Source organism: Streptomyces sp. B1I3, assembly GCF_030816615.1.
Lineage (GTDB): Bacteria > Actinomycetota > Actinomycetes > Streptomycetales > Streptomycetaceae > Streptomyces.
In genome coordinates this window covers 832,792-847,803 of sequence record NZ_JAUSYD010000001.1, presented here as the reverse complement: position 1 = coordinate 847,803, position 15,012 = coordinate 832,792, and the positions used below count along the sequence as shown (strand labels likewise).

Here is a 15,012-nt window from a genome sequence, read left to right as displayed (position 1 = left end):
CAGAAACACGGCCGCCACAAAAACACGGCCGGCACAGGAACACGGAGAAGACCGCCATGGAGGCGACGGCGAGCAGCCCGGGCCGCCGGTTCCGCAGCGTACGACTCGGTTTCACAAGTCGCGCGACGCCAGGTGACCCGCCCAGCTGACGGGCGCCTCCACCTGCGTGGCCGCTGCTCGTCGAAGGGGCCACTCCGGTCACGGGCCGGACCAGCCAGGAGGGCACGGAGATCAGTCCGACGACGAGAGCCGGCGAGCGGGCGGGGGTCTTCGAGTCCGCGGGCAGGCCGGGCCTCCCACGGTGGCGCGACACTCCGCCCGGCCGGTGCGGCGCCCGTTCGGCGCTACCGGCGAGCTCTGCGCGGCGGCGGGCGGAGGGGCGTCACGGCAGCGCGGCGGGCTCCTTCGCCGGCCGCGCCGCGGGCGCCTTCGGCTCCAGGCGGCTGCGGAGCGTGGCGGCGAACTCCTCGGCGCGCGCCAGCTGGACCCGCAGCTCCTCGATCTTGTCGGCCGCGGCCTGCTCGTAGCTCTTCACGCGTCCGAGGAACGGCTCTCGCTCACCGGCGTGCGAGGTCTCGTCCAACGCGTCGAGGTGATCGGTGGCGTCCAGCAGGTCGCCCATCTGTTCCAGGGTGAAGCCGAGCGGTTTCATGCGGCGGACGACCATCAGCCGGGCGACGTCGCTCTCGGTGTAGAGGCGGAACCCGCCCTGTGAGCGGGCGGAAGGGACGACGAGGCCGATCTCCTCGTAATGGCGGATGGTGCGCAGGGACAGCTCCGTCCGCGCGGCGACCTCACCGATCTGCATGTGCTTGTCGTCCACGCCCGTTGTCCTGCCCCATCGGTCGAACGGCGCTGCCGCGATCGCGGCGACGCTCATCTCTACCCTAACGTTAGGGTAGAGTTACTGGCGTGGTGACGGGCCCGCAGGCCGCACCGCATCCGTGCCGGAGCCGACAGCCCTCCGGCGAACACCCGATTCTCGCAGGAGACAGCGTGCGCGAGCCCTTGACGCCCCGCGCCGCCGCCTGCCCACCGTGATGCCTCGGCCCCGGATGTGAGCCACCGGGCGAGCAGCGCCTGGCCGCTCGCCGCAACAGCCGGCCCGTGAGGTCCGGCACGCCAGGCCCCGCCCGCAGGCCGCGCCCACGAGGCCCGCTCCGTTCCGCCCGCTCCGTTCCCGCACGCCCGGCCCGCAGGCCGTCCGGGGAGCGTCGCCCGAGTACGACAGGTACCCGCTTCCTTGACTTCTTCCGTGATGTCCCCCGTCGCGCGTCTGCGCGGCCTGCGCCCCGACTGGGTGAGGGATCCGAAGGTGTGGCGCACCGAGGTGCTGGGCGGCCTGGTCGTCGCGCTGGCGCTGATCCCCGAGGCGATCTCGTTCTCGATCATCGCCGGGGTCGACCCCGCGATCGGCCTGTTCGCCTCCTTCACCATGGCCGTGGTGATCTCGGTGGTGGGCGGCCGCCGGGGGATGATCTCCGCGGCCACAGGTGCCGTCGCCCTCGTGATCGCGCCGCTGAACCGGGAGCACGGCCTCGGCCACCTGATCGCCGCGGTCATCCTGGCCGGTGTCTTCCAGGTCGTGCTCGGCGCGCTCGGGGTCGCGAAGCTGATGAGGTTCATCCCCCGCTCGGTGATGGTCGGCTTCGTCAACGCGCTCGCCGTTCTCATCTTCATGGCACAGGTCCCCGAGATGCGGGACGTGCCGTGGCCCGTCTACCCGCTGATCGTCGCCGGCCTCGTGCTGATGGTGCTCTTCCCGAAGATGACCAAGGTGGTGCCGGCGCCGCTCGTCTCCATCGTCGTCCTCACCGTCATCACCGTCGCGGCCGGGATCGCGGTACCCACCGTGGGGGACAAGGGTGAGCTCCCCTCCTCCCTGCCCGTACCGGGCCTGCCCGACGTCCCTTACACCCTCGACACGCTGACGACCGTCGCGCCGTACGCCTTCGCCATGGCGCTGGTCGGCCTGATGGAGTCGCTGATGACGGCGAAGCTGGTCGACGACATCACCGACACCCACTCCGACAAGACCCGCGAGTCCATAGGCCAGGGCATCGCCAACATCGTCACCGGCTTCTTCGGCGGCATGGGCGGCTGCGCCATGATCGGCCAGACGATGATCAACGTGAAGGTCTCCGGTGCGCGGACGCGTCTGTCGACCTTCCTCGCCGGTTCCTTCCTGATGGTGCTGTGCATCGCCTTCGGGCCCGTCGTCTCCGACATCCCCATGGCCGCGCTGGTGGCCGTCATGGTCATGGTGTCGTTCGCGACCTTCGACTGGCACTCCATCGCTCCCAGGACGCTGAGGCGGATGCCGACGGGAGAGACCACCGTCATGGTGGTCACCGTCGCCTGCGTCGTCGCCACGCACAATCTCGCCATCGGTGTCGTCGCCGGTTCGGTCACCGCGATGATCATCTTCGCCAAGCGCGTCGCGCACCTCGCCGACGTCACCTCCGTCGTCGACCCCGACGCCACGACCGTCGTGTACCGCGTCACAGGCGAACTGTTCTTCGCCTCCTCCAACGACCTCGTCGGCCGGTTCGACTACGCGGGCGACCCGGACAGGATCGTCATCGACCTGTCCCGCGCCCACGTCTGGGACGCCTCGTCCGTGGCCGCCCTGGACGCGATCGGGAGCAAGTACGCGCAACGCGGCAAGACCGTCGAGATCACCGGCCTCAACGGCCCCAGCGCCCGTATCCACGGCACACTCAGCGGAGAACTCACCGGCGGCCACTGACCCCGGCGGGCGGGAAGGGGGCTGCGCCCCCCACACGGACGGGACGGGCCGGCGGAGTGATCCACCGGCCCGTCCCGCATGCCGTCCCCGGCCGTCAGGTGCGAGGCGGGAGGCGGTGCAGCCGTACGTCGACGAGCCGCCCGCCCCCCACCCCCACGGTCATGTAGGTGCAGTGCGGCTGTCGCCGCCTGTCGGTCGGTGAGCCCGGGTTGAGGAGCCGCAGTCCGCCGGGGGCGACCGAGTCCCACGGGATGTGGCTGTGGCCGAACACCAGCACGTCGAGATCGGGGAAGCGGTCCGCACAGCGTCGCTCCCGGCCCTGCGACGCGCCCGTCTCGTGCACGACACCGAAGCGGAGTCCTCCGCACTCCACGTACGCCACCTCGTCCAGCCGGGCTCGCAGTTCCGGCCCGTCGTTGTTGCCGGACACACCGACGAGGCGCCGCGCGCGGCTCTCGAACAGGTCCAGGGTCGCCTCGTCCACCCAGTCGCCCGCGTGGATGACGACATCGGCCGCGTCCATCTCCGCCAGGAGAGGCACGGGAAGTTCCCTGGCCCGCTTGGGCACGTGAGTGTCCGACGTCAGCAACAGGCGCACAGCCACCTCCCGTGGGCTCAGCGGCTGACGACGTGCCGCTCGTCGGGCACGCAGTGCGTCATCGTCAGTCCCTCGACGTCACGCGGCGGGTTCTTGCCGAGGTTGGCGAGGCGCTTGCGGTCGTCGTCCGACAGGTCCTGGCTCGCCAGGGGCTGCAGCCCCGAGACGTCCTGGGGGGTGATGCCCAGCCCTTCGCCGACCCGCAGCCCCAGCTCGTTCTCGACGAGGAGGAAGTGCCAGACCATCCGCTCCTGCACCGGCCGGTCGCACTGGGAGAGCATGGTGACGAAGTTCGTCACCAGATCGTCCCGCTCCCAGTCCTCCAGGAGCAGGTACCGCTGGCCCGCCTGCAGGTAGTCGTTCGTCAGGGGGATGCGTTTACGCGTGAGCCGGCCGCGGATCTCGGGGCCCTGCTCGTCGTGCGTCGGGTACTCCCCCTCGCGGAGCCCGCCCGTGATCGACGGCTCGTAGTTCACCTCCGGGTTCGCACCGTGGTGACCGTTGTCGTACGCCATCAGCCCGTCGCGCTGATTGGTGGCCACGTGCGCGTTCTTGGCCCGGTTGACGGGGAGTTGCAGATAGTTCGGGCCGACCCGGTAGCGCTGGGTGTCGCTGTAGGAGAAGGTCCGCCCGACCAGCATCTTGTCGTCGGAGAAGTCCAGTCCGTCGACCAGCACGCCGGTGCCGAAGGAAACCTGCTCGTTCTCCGCGAAGTAGTTGTCCGGAACCCGGTTCAGCACCATCCGGCCCACCGGCTTCGGCGGGAAGTCCTGCTCCGGCCAGGTCTTCGTGTCGTCCAGCGGGTCGAAGTCCAGCTCGGGGTGGTCCCCGTCGGACATCATCTGGACGACCAGCTCCCACTCGGGGTGGTCCCCGCGCCCGATGGCCTCGTACAGGTCCTTGGTCGCGTGGCCCAGTTCCTGGGCCTGGACGTTCGCCGCGTCCTCGGCGGTCATGCTGCGCACGCCCTGCTTGGGGAGCCAGTGGTACTTCACCAGCACGGACTCGCCCTCGGCGTTCACCCACTTGTACGTGTTGACGCCGAAGCCCTGCATGTGTCGGTAGTCGGCGGGGATGCCGCGCGGGCTGAAGAGATTCACGAGCATGTGCATGCTCTCGGGGGTCTGCGACATGAAGTCGAAGATCCTGGCCGGCTTCTGCTCGTGCGAGACCGGGTCGGGCTTGAGCGCGTGGATGACGTCGGGGAACTTGATCGCGTCCCGGATGAAGAAGACGCCCAGGTTGTTGCCCACGAGGTCCCAGTTGCCGTCCTCGGTGTAGAACTTCACGGCGAAACCGCGCGGGTCCCTGGCCGCCTCGGAGGAGTCACGGCCGCCGATCACGGTGGAGAACCGGACCGCCACGTCGGTGCGCTTGCCCGCTTCCTGGAACAGCTTGGCACGCGTGTAGCGCGAGATGGGCTCGTCGCCCCACTTGCCGTACGCCTCGAAGTAGCCGTACGTCGTCACGCCCCGCGCGTGGACGACGCGCTCGGGGATGCGCTCCCGGTCGAAGTGGCTGATCTTCTCCAGGAACTGGTAGTTCTCCAGGGTGGCCGGCCCCCGCGCCCCCACGGTGCGCTGGTTCTGGTTGTCGTAGACGGAGTGACCTTGCCGGTTCGTCAGTACCGGACGGTCGTCCTCGTGGTCGGGTCCTTGGCTCGCTACGTCTGTCACAGCCAACTGCTCCTTCTCGCTGTCCCGGGTTCGCGGCTGAGGTCTGCCTCGTACCCCTGAGTCCGCTCGTGATGCGGTGGGGACCGTCCCGGACTCCGGGGTGCCGGGCCGCTCCGCCGGGGGAGTCGGGACTCCGGAACGCGAGAAGGCTGGCTGCCCGGGCCCCCGGCGGGGCCGCAGGCGGCCTTCCCGTAGACGGTCTCCAGGCCTCATGCTCCCGCCACCGCCGGGGCCCCACCACCGCAGCGGGTCGAATGGAGGACGGGCCGCCGCGCGGTCACGACCCGGCCGCGCGCTCCTGCGGGTTCCGTGCCGTCTCCCTGCGGCGGCGCTGCTCGTGGACGTCCGCCACGGGCGCGGAGAGCATCAGCGCTCGGGTGTACGGATGGCGGGGTTCGGCCGTGACCGTGGCGGTGTCACCGCATTCGACGATGCCGCCCCGGCGGATCACCGCCACCCGGTGGCTCATGAACCGGACGACCGAGAGGTCGTGCGTGACGAAGAGGTAGGCGACCCCCGTCTCCTCCTGGATCTCCAGCAGCAGATCCAGCACGGTCCGCCGGGTGGTCGGATCGAGTGCCGAGACGGGCTCGTCGCAGATGATCAGCCGGGGACGCAGGGCCAGCGCGCGGGCGATGGCGACGCGTTGGCGCTGACCGCCGGAGAACTCGCGCGGCAGCCGTGACGCCGCGTCGGCGGGGAGGCGGACGCGGTCGAGCAGATCCGCGACCCGGGCACGCGCCTCGCTCCGGCCGATGCCGTGGCCGAGCAGCGGTTCGGCGAGGGTGTCGCCGACGGTGAGCGACGGGTTCAGCGAGGTGTACGGATCCTGGAAGATCACCTGGATGTCCCGGCTCAACGCACGGCGGCGGGCCCGGCCGGCCCGCTCGATGCGCTCACCGTCGAAGGTGATGGTGCCCGAACCGACGGGGGTCAGCCCCAGTACGGCGCGGCCGATGGTGGTCTTGCCGGAGCCCGACTCGCCGACCAGGCCGAGCGTCTCGCCCGGGCGGATGTCGAGCGCCACACCCTTCAGCACCTCGGTCCGCGGGGCACGGCCCTTGCCGGGGAAGGAGACGCACAGGTCCCGGACGCTGAGCAGGGCGCCGTCGGGGGCGATGGTTTCGATGGTGCCGCTCATGCGGTCGTGCTCCTCGCCTCTCGGGGCTGCCACGGGGCCCGGGGCGAAGCCCCGTCCAGACCCGCGTCGAGCAGGGCTGTGGTGTAGGGATCCGCGGGAGAGCTCAGGACCTGCTCGGCGGGTCCCGACTCCACGATCCGGCCGGTGTCCATCACGGCGACGCGGTCGCAGAGGTCGGCGACGACTCCGAGATCATGGGTGACCAGGAGTACGCCGAGCCCGCGCTCCTTCTGCAGCCGGCGCAACAGGTCCAGGATCTCGGCCTGGACGACGACATCGAGTGCGGTGGTCGGCTCGTCGGCGATGAGGAGCTCCGGATCGCACGACATCGCCCCGGCGATCAGGACGCGTTGGGCCATGCCGCCCGAGATCTCGTGGGGAAAGCGCCGCATCGTCCGTTCCGGTTCCGGGATCTCCACCAGCCGCAGCAGATCCACGGCGCGCCGGGCCGCCTCCCGGCGCGAGAGACCACCGTGGCGCAAGGGCTCCATGAGCTGGCTGCCGATCGTGAAGGAGGGATCCAGATTGCTCATGGGTTCCTGCGGTACGTAGGCCACGGTCCGCCCTCGCAGCGCGCGGTGAGCACGTTCGGGCAGGCCGACCACTTCCCGGCCCCTGATGGTGATGCTGCCGCCGCTGACCCGTCCGCCGCCCGGCAGGATGCCGAGTACGGCGAAGGCTGTCTGGGTCTTGCCCGAGCCGGACTCGCCGACGAGCCCGACGATCTCCCCGGCCTGTACGTCGAGGTCCACCCCGTGGACGACCTGCTTGTCCGAGCCGTCCGGCCGGGCGTAGGCGACGGTGAGGCCGCGCACCGAGAGGAGTGCGGCCGGGTCGCCGGGGGAGTGGGCGGTGGCCGGGACCGCCCCGGTGCGCCGTCGACGGGACGGACGGGGCGGGCCGGCCGGGCCGCCGCGGTCTTCGAGGCCGTCTCGCAGTGCGCCCGCGAGCAGGACCAGGGCGCCGTTGGTCAGCCCCAGGGCGAGCCCGGGCCACAGCATGAGCAGTGGTGCCCGCTGGATGTTCTGGAAGGCTTCGTTGAGCATCGCACCCCAGGTCGCCGCCGACCCGCTGCCGACGCCGAGGAACTCCAGGCCCGCCTGGAGGCCGATGGCGATCCCGGCGACGAGCGCCACCTGGATGACGACGGGCCCGCGGACCACGACGAGGATGTGCCGGGCGACGATGCGGGTGTCGGAGAGCCCGGAGACCTTCGCCGCGTCGACGTACAGTTCCCCGCGGACGTTGGCGACGATGCCGCGCACGAGCCGGAAGAAGCTGGGCGAGGCCAGGACGCCCAGCACGACCATCAGGACCCGGACGTCGGGGCCGAGGATGGCGCGCGAGGCCAGGAGCACGACCATCGCGGGCAGCGCCATGACGAGATTGACCGCCCAGTTGGCGACGGAGTCGAACCGGCCCCCGTAGTAGCCCGCGTACAGGCCCGTGGGGACGCCGAGGACCAGCGCGATGCCGAGGGCGATCAGTGCGCCGCCGAGGGTGTTGCGCCCGCCGTACAGGATGCGGGAGAGGATGTCCCGTCCCGCGGAGTCCATGCCCATCGGGTGGGCCCCGTCCGGAGCGGCGAAGGCGTCACCGAGTGACGAGGCGTCGGGGGCCTGCGGCGCGAGGAGGGGAGCCAGCGCCACCGCGAGGACCAGGAGGACCAGTACGGCGGCGGAGCACGCTCCGAGCGGATTGCGCACGAGCCGCCGCAGGACACCGCCACGCCGGGTGGCCGTGGTGCCCGTGCCACCGGCCGGGCCGGCCGGCGGGCCGGGGCGCGGCGCGCGCAGCGGGGCCGGCGCGCCGGCCGGGAGGTTCTCGCTCACGCGACCCTCGCCTTCGGGTTGAGCCAGCCGATCATGACGTCGACCAGGAGATTGATCAGGACGACACCGACCACGGTGAGCATGACGAGCGCCATGATCACGGGGATGTCGCCGCGGGCGGTGTAGGAGACGGTCATGCTGCCGATTCCGGGGAGCCCGAAGATCTGCTCGACCAGGACGGCCCCGCCGAGCAGGCCCACGAACTGCATGCCGAGGACGGAGAGGGCGGGCGCCGAGGCGTTGCGCAGGACGTGCCGGAACACGATCCGTGACATGGGCAGCCCCCGGGCCCGCAGCGTGCGGATGTAGTCCTGCCGCAGCACGTCGATCACCGCGCCGCGTACCTGCTGGGAGACGCCGGCCACGGACGCCACCGACAGCGACAGGACCGGCAGGGTGATGGTGGACAGCCAGCCGCTCGGCGACTCGGTGAAGGCGGTGTACCCGATGGCCGGGAACCACCGCAGGCGGACCGCGAAGACCAGCACGATGACCAGGGTCACCAGGAAACCGGGGAGCGCGTAGCCGACGACTCCCAGGACCTGCACGAAGCGGTCCACGGCGCCGCGCCGCACCCCCGCCCAGACGCCGAGGAGGAAGGACAGCGCGGTGGTGACGAGAGTGACGCCGAGCATCAGGCTCGCGGTGACCGGCAGCCTCCCGGCGACCGCGGCGCCCACGTCCTCGCTGGTGAACCAGGAGGTGCCGAGGTCGCCGCGTACGGCGTGGGACAGCCAGTCCGTGTACTGGGCGAGGACCGGCCGGTCCAGGCCGAGGGAGGCGTTCTTGGCGTGCACGGCGGCCTGGTCGGCGCCCTGGCCGAGGAGTTGCCGGCCGACGTCCACGTCCGGGACGGACAGCAGCACATAGGAGAGGAAGGAGATGACGGCCAGGAGGAGGACCCCCGACGCGGTCCTGCGGGCGATGAAGTTCAGCATGGCACTCGGTATCCGTGAACCGGCCGACGGAGCCGGGCCGCGTCGCGGTGCACGGACCCGGCCCGTCGAGGCCTCACTTGGCGGGGGCGTAGTTGTACAGCGAGGGGACGGCCATACCCGACTGCGGGGTGATCTCCACCGTGCCGTCCGAGACGTGCAGGTACGTCATCCGGTAGAAGGGCACGAACCAGCCCTCCTTCACCAGGTGTTCGTTGAGTGCGTGGGCGGCCGCCCCGGCCTGCGCGCCCTCACCCGTCTGGATGGCCGGGATCAGCTCCCGCACGGTGGCGTCGGTGGTGCCGAACATGTTGAAGGCGCCCGGCGTGACCAGCTCGTCGACCACCACCCAGTCGTTCGACGACTGGCCCATGTTCATGACCATGCCGGAGTAGGCCCGGTCGGTGAACACCTTCTGGACGGCCGAACCGCCGTCGAGGTCGTCCCAGACCAGCGTGACCCCGACGGCCTTGAAGTCGGCCGCGAGCGACGCGGCGAGGGCGTCGTTGACGATCGCGCTGATGCGCGGGAGCTTCAGCGTGAAGCCCTTGGCGTAGCCGGCCTCCCCGAGAAGGGCCTTCGCCGCGGCCGGGTCGTGCGCGTAGTACGTGTCCAGTGCCTTGTCGTAGCCCTGGGTGTCGGGGCCGAAGACCTGGTCGGTGACCTGGCCGCGGCTCTGGCGGATGGTGGTGAGCATGGTCTTCCGGTCGATCGCGAGGTTCAGTGCCCGGCGGACCCGCGCGTCCTTCAGGGCGGGGGTGAGCTGTCCGGCGCGGTCGAACAAGAGCAGTCCCTGGAAGTCGAACTCCTGCTTCGTGGTCTTCATCCGGGGGTCGGACTCGATGCTGATCTGCTGGTCCGCGGTCTGGAGGAGGGCCGCGTCGACCTGCCCGGTCTTGAGCCCGTTGACGATCGCCGTCTCGTTGTCGAAGAAGCTGATCGAGAGGTCCTCGTACGGCAGCGGCTCACCCCAGTAGTCCGGGTTGCGCTCGTAGACCCACTTGGTGCCGATGGTCGTGCTCGCCTTGTCCAGCCGGTAGGGGCCGGTGCCGTCGGGGCTCGTCTTGAGGCTGTCGGCCTTCGCGAACGCCGCCGGGTTCGCCATCAGCCCGGCCGCGTCGCTCAGGTAGAACAGCATGGCAGGGTTGGGCTGTTTCAGTTCGAGTGTCACGTGTGCGGAGTCGACCACCTTCACCGACTTCAGGTCCGCGAGCCACTTCGCGTCCGCGCCGCCGCCCTTCCCGAAGCGCTCCATGTTCGCCTTCACCGCGGCCGCGTCGAAGGCGGTGCCGTCGGCGAACTTCACGTCCTTGCGCAGGGTGAGGGCGAGTGCGGTCCGGCCGGCGTCGTACGTCCAGGCGGTGGCGAGCATGGGAGTGAACGTGCCGTCCGGCTCCCGCTTGATCAGTGTGTCGTACGAGGCCTGGAAGAACGGCAGGGCGCTGCCGACCGCCTGCGCGGGATCGAGGCTCTGGGGGAACGTCAGGGTCGCGATGTTCAGGCGCGAGGAGCCGGAGTCCGCGGTGCCGGAACCGGCGCAGCCCGCGAGGACGAGGGAGGCCGCCAGACAGGCGGCCACCGCCCCGGTACGAGTGGATCTACTCATGACATCTGCTCCGTCTGAGGGCCGGGAGCGTCGTCCCGGCCGAGATTGGCGGTGAGCCTACCCGCGGAATTAACCACTTGGTAGGTTTTTCTGTACGCGATCTACCGACCGGTAAGGGAGGCCGGGCGGGGGCCCGCGGCCCGGCCCGGGACGACGCGCGCCGGCGGGTGGCCGTAGCGTGCTGCCTCACCACCCCCATCGGGGCGCCGGTAACCCGCCGTACGGCGGGAGGTGACCCGCCGACGGCAGGAGGCCGCCGAGTTGAGCGAACGACACGAGGAGCCGCGCCCGTCGAAGGGCGAGCGCACACGCGCCCGCATCCTCGACTCCGCGACCGAGCTGTTCTCCCGCTCCGGCTTCAACGCCGTCTCGCTGCGCGACATCGCCGCGCACGCCGGGCTGACCCACGCCGGGCTGCTGCACCACTTCCCGGGCAAGGAGTCGCTGCTCATCGAGGTCCTCGGCCGGCGCGACCGGACGGACGCGCAGGAAACCTTCCCCGGCATCGTCTCGCCCGGCACCCCGGAGGCGGGCCCCGCCGAACGGCTGGAGAGGGTCGTGGGACTGATCGCCCGCAACGGGCGGACTCCCGGCCTCGTGTCCCTCTATACGAAGCTGTCCGCCGAGGCGACCGACCCGGCCCACCCGGGGCATCACTACTTCAAGGAGCGCTACCGCATCCTCCGGGAGGAGCTGACGGTGCTCGTACGCGCCCTCCAGGCCGAGGTACGGTCGCCGGTCGCGGCCGATCCCGAAGTCGTCGCACGGCAGTTGCTCGCACTGATGGACGGTCTGCAGACACAGTGGCTGCTCGAGCCGGAAGCCGTCGCGATGGAGGACCTGGTGCGCGACTTCCTGTCCCGGCTGGGACTCGGAACCGGTGGCGCCCCCGGGCCGGTCAGCGGGTGAGCGACGCGAGGACCGCATCGGCCATGCTCCGGTGCCCTGCCGCGTTGGGGTGGAACCCCGCCGCTTCGGCGGTCTCCTCGGGTTCGATCCAGCGCACCCCCGCCGGCGCGCAGACGTCGTGCCCGACCGACGGCCCGTAGACGTCGACGTAGGTGGCGCCGCGGGCGGTTGCCTGCTGGGCAAGCATCGTGTTGAGCTGCTTCTCCTTGTCCCGCATCCAGGGGAAGTCGCCGTCGGCGAGGGCCACGGTCTCCCGGCACGCCGTGCCGTCGTCCGGGAAGAGCGCCGGATAACCCATGACGACGACCCGCGCCTTGGGCGACCGGGTGCGGATCTCCCGCAGTACGGCGTCGATCTTGGGTGCCGTCGTGTTGATGCGGGAGCCGATCTCGTCCGTGCCGAACAGGGTGAAGCTCGCTTTGCAGGGGGAGCCGTGCGGTACCAGATATCCGAGGACGACGCAGCGGGTGATGGTGCCGACGAGGTCGAGGTCGTTGCCGCCGACGCCGAGGCTGACCAGCGTGGTGTCCGCGCGCAGCGCGTCGAGCTGTGGCGGAACTGTCTCCTGACTGCCCGTCATGTTGGCCGTCGCGGCTCCCGCGCAGGTCGCGTCGGTGAACGAGGCCGCCCCCACCGTGCCCGCCACCAGGGCCGGGTAACTGCGGGAGGAGCGTCCGCAGACCGCGTCGGTCTGCTCGGGGATGCCGAGGCCCGAGCTGAAGGAGTCGCCGAGCGCCACATACCGCACCGCGTCGGCACGCGGCTCCGGCGTGGGCGCCGCGGAGGCGTCGGTGGCTCCGGCCGTCACGGCGGCGACGGCCGCCAGGGCGGCCGCGGCGCGTACCGCCCGGCGGACCGGGACGGAGGTGGTGCGGTCCGGCGTGGACGGCTTGCTGGATGGGGGCATGACCGTTCCTCATTCCTCGGTGAGCGGAAAGGAGGCGCGGCGCGGGACGGTGAAGCGGGTCCCGGAGCGGCGCTGCTCGAGCGCGAAAACCGTACGTTGATCGGTTTCTAGCCGTCAAGGGATTGCGCGCAGGTGAATCGACGGGCGCCGCCCGCTTCTTACCGGTGGGTACGGGGTCTGTGTGCGCTCTTGACAGTAAAAACCGATCAACGTACGGTTTTGGATCGCGCCGCCGTCGGCGAGCTCGTCCGCGCCTGACGTCCCGTCGCCGGCACACCGGTGACGACCGGCGGGCGCCCCGCCGCACGCCCCTCACTCTCCGCACGAGACTCCGATAGGTACGCGTATGACACAGCAGAGGCACCCCGACGCACCGGTCGCACCCCGGCTCACCCTCACCGAGAAGGCGGCGCTGACCAGTGGCGCCGGTGACTTCGTCACCTCCGCCGTGGACTCCGCGGACGTTCCCGCCGTCACCATGTCCGACGGCCCGCACGGCCTGCGGCTGCCGAAGGAGACCGGCGACGGCGGCCAGGTCGATCTGCGCAGCGCCACACCCGCCACCTGCTTCCCGCCGGCCGTCGCCCTCGGCAGCAGCTGGGACCCGGAACTGGCTCACCGTGTCGCGGGCGCACTCGCCGCCGAGGCGCGTGCCCACGGCGTACGCGTGGTGCTGGGGCCGGGCATCAACATCAAGCGGTCACCGCTGTGCGGGCGCAACTTCGAGTACTTCTCCGAGGACCCACTCCTCTCCGCGGAGCTGGGCGGTGCGATGGTGCGCGGACTCCAGGAGGCGGGCGTCGGCGCGGCCCTCAAGCACTTCGCCGCCAACAACCAGGAGACCGACCGGATGCGCGTCAGCGCGGACATCGACGAACGTCCCCTGCGCGAGATCTATCTGCGGGCCTTCGAACGCATCGTCCGCCGCGACCGCCCCTGGTCCGTGATGTCCTCCTACAACGCGGTCAACGGCGTCACCCTTTCCGAGAACACCAGGCTGCTCACCGACATCCTGCGTACCGAGTGGGGGTTCGACGGCATCGTCATGTCCGACTGGGGAGCCGTCCGGAACCGGGTCGCGGCCCTGCGGGCCGGACTCGATCTCCAGATGCCCGGCACCGGGGGGCGCACGGACCGCGAGATCGAGGACGCGGTCACCCGCGGCGACCTCGACGAGTCCGTGCTCGACCTCGCCGTGGAACGGCTCGTCCGCTTCGCCCGGCGCGTGAACGGCGCCACGGGGGGTGAAGCCGACGCCGACGAGCACCACCGACTCGCCGGCGAAGCCGCCGACCGGTGCCCCGTGCTCCTCAAGAACGACGGCGGTCTGCTGCCGCTCGACCCCACCTCCGGAAGCGTGGCCGTCCTCGGAGAACTGGCCCGCACCCCCCGCTACCAGGGCGCGGGCAGCTCCCAGGTCACCCCCACCCGCCTGGACACGCCGCTGGACCGCCTGCGCGAACTCGCCGACGGGGCACGCATCGGCTTCGCCGCCGGATACGCGCTCCCCGGTGCCCTACCGCCGCAGGACCGGACGGAGGACGACCTCGTGGAGGAGGCCGTACGGCTGGCCTCGTCGAGCGACGTCGCCGTGCTGTTCCTGGGCCTGCCCGCAGAGGAGGAGTCCGAGGGCTTCGACCGGGCGCACATCGACCTCCCGGCCGCTCAGCTCCGCCTGCTCGAGCGGGTCGTGGCGGCGAACCCCCGGGTCGTCGTCGTCCTCTCCAACGGCGGGGTGGTGCGAACCGCCCCTTGGCACGAGGCCGTGCCCACCCTGATCGAGGGCTGGCTGCTCGGGCAGGCCGGAGGCGGCGCTCTCGCCCGGATCCTTTTCGGGGTGGTCAACCCGTCGGGGAAGCTGGCCGAGACACTTCCGCTGCGGCTCCAGGACGCGCCGAGCCACCTCTCCTTCCCCGGCGAGGAGGGGCGGGTACGGTACGGCGAAGGCGTCTTCGTCGGCTATCGCGGATACGACGCGCGCGACTGCGAGGTGGCCTTCCCGTTCGGCCATGGGCTCTCGTACACCACGTTCGCCCACTCCGCGCTGCGGGTCGAACAGCGGGCGGACGGTGCCGTGCTCGACGTGACGGTGACCGTCACCAACACGGGATCGCGCGCCGGACGCGAGGTCGTACAGGTGTACTCCAGTGGTCCGGCCGAGTCGGAGGTCACCCGGCCGCCCCGCGAGCTCCGCGGCTTCGCATCGGTCTCCCTCGCGCCCGGCGAGAGCCGCGAGGTCGTGGTGGAACTGACGCGGGACGATCTCGCGTACTACAGCGAACGGGAAGGCGCCCGCCGCGTCGAGGGTGGCGTGTACCGGATCGAGGCGGGTTCGTCCTCGCGTGACATCAGGCAGTCGTCCGAGCTGACCGTCCAGGGAGACCCTTCGCGCGTCGCGCTGGACGGGCGCAGCACGCTCGCCGAGTGGCTGCGGCACCCGGTCGGCGGCCCGCTCCTGATGGAACGGTTCCGCCGGGCCAGGCCCGAGGGCGCCGGACCGGGCGCCATGGATGACCCGGCGGTACGGCGGTTCCTCGTCGGGATGCCCCTCGAGGTGATCGCCGCGTTCCCGCAGAGTCCCGTACGGCCCGACGCGCTGGGGGAGCTTGCCGACCTGGTCGCCGCATCCCTCCCCGATCCGAGCGGGCAGGGGGAATGA

The 15,012-nt window shown here is 71.2% G+C and carries 11 protein-coding genes; 3 read left to right on the top strand and 8 right to left on the bottom strand.

Features of this window, described 5'->3' with window-relative positions; genetic code table 11:
* Positions 1–382 precede the first annotated feature (382 nt).
* The gene (locus tag QFZ58_RS04275; protein ID WP_307123544.1) at positions 383–880 is read right to left on the bottom strand and encodes a MerR family transcriptional regulator; all 498 of its coding nucleotides are present in this window, start codon (positions 878–880) and stop codon (positions 383–385) included.
* A 378-nt stretch (positions 881–1,258) separates the two neighbouring features.
* Here QFZ58_RS04275 and QFZ58_RS04270 point away from each other — a divergent pair, with 378 nt between their 5' ends.
* Positions 1,259–2,749 (top strand): SulP family inorganic anion transporter, encoded by a 1,491-nt coding sequence (locus tag QFZ58_RS04270; protein WP_307128765.1) that lies wholly within the window; start codon positions 1,259–1,261, stop codon positions 2,747–2,749.
* Positions 2,750–2,843: 94 nt separating this feature from the next.
* Here the strand turns inward: QFZ58_RS04270 and QFZ58_RS04265 are convergent, their stop codons facing one another.
* From QFZ58_RS04265 to QFZ58_RS04240, 6 genes are all read right to left on the bottom strand, one after another.
* Positions 2,844–3,347 carry a metallophosphoesterase gene (locus tag QFZ58_RS04265; RefSeq protein ID WP_307123543.1) on the bottom strand — a complete coding sequence of 168 codons (504 nt, stop codon included), beginning with the start codon at positions 3,345–3,347 and terminating at the stop codon, positions 2,844–2,846.
* A gap of 17 nt (positions 3,348–3,364) precedes the next feature.
* On the bottom strand, positions 3,365–5,023 hold the full coding sequence (locus tag QFZ58_RS04260) for a catalase (RefSeq protein WP_307123542.1): 1,659 nt from the start codon (positions 5,021–5,023) through the stop codon (positions 3,365–3,367).
* A 277-nt stretch (positions 5,024–5,300) separates the two neighbouring features.
* Positions 5,301–6,164, bottom strand: coding sequence for an ABC transporter ATP-binding protein (locus QFZ58_RS04255; RefSeq protein WP_307123541.1), 864 nt, complete (start codon positions 6,162–6,164; stop codon positions 5,301–5,303).
* Positions 6,161–7,996, bottom strand: coding sequence for a dipeptide/oligopeptide/nickel ABC transporter permease/ATP-binding protein (locus QFZ58_RS04250; RefSeq protein WP_373428517.1), 1,836 nt, complete (start codon positions 7,994–7,996; stop codon positions 6,161–6,163). Before QFZ58_RS04250 ends, QFZ58_RS04255 begins: the two co-directional genes overlap by 4 nt.
* Complete coding sequence (locus QFZ58_RS04245; protein ID WP_307123540.1) at positions 7,993–8,934, bottom strand: ABC transporter permease; 942 nt, start codon at positions 8,932–8,934, stop codon at positions 7,993–7,995. Before QFZ58_RS04245 ends, QFZ58_RS04250 begins: the two co-directional genes overlap by 4 nt.
* Positions 8,935–9,007: 73 nt before the next feature.
* Positions 9,008–10,537, bottom strand: a complete 1,530-nt coding sequence (locus QFZ58_RS04240) for an ABC transporter substrate-binding protein (RefSeq protein WP_307123539.1) — start codon at positions 10,535–10,537, stop codon at positions 9,008–9,010.
* Between the two features lie 261 nt (positions 10,538–10,798).
* Here QFZ58_RS04240 and QFZ58_RS04235 point away from each other — a divergent pair, with 261 nt between their 5' ends.
* Positions 10,799–11,446: a TetR/AcrR family transcriptional regulator gene (locus QFZ58_RS04235; RefSeq protein WP_307123538.1), complete on the top strand. Its 648-nt coding sequence runs from the start codon at positions 10,799–10,801 to the stop codon at positions 11,444–11,446.
* On the opposite strand, the gene QFZ58_RS04230 is transcribed toward QFZ58_RS04235, so the two are convergent.
* Positions 11,436–12,353 carry an SGNH/GDSL hydrolase family protein gene (locus QFZ58_RS04230; RefSeq protein ID WP_307123537.1) on the bottom strand — a complete coding sequence of 306 codons (918 nt, stop codon included), beginning with the start codon at positions 12,351–12,353 and terminating at the stop codon, positions 11,436–11,438. The genes QFZ58_RS04235 and QFZ58_RS04230 overlap by 11 nt on opposite strands.
* Before the next feature lie 346 nt (positions 12,354–12,699).
* Here QFZ58_RS04230 and QFZ58_RS04225 point away from each other — a divergent pair, with 346 nt between their 5' ends.
* Positions 12,700–15,012 carry a glycoside hydrolase family 3 C-terminal domain-containing protein gene (locus tag QFZ58_RS04225; RefSeq protein ID WP_307123536.1) on the top strand — a complete coding sequence of 771 codons (2,313 nt, stop codon included), beginning with the start codon at positions 12,700–12,702 and terminating at the stop codon, positions 15,010–15,012.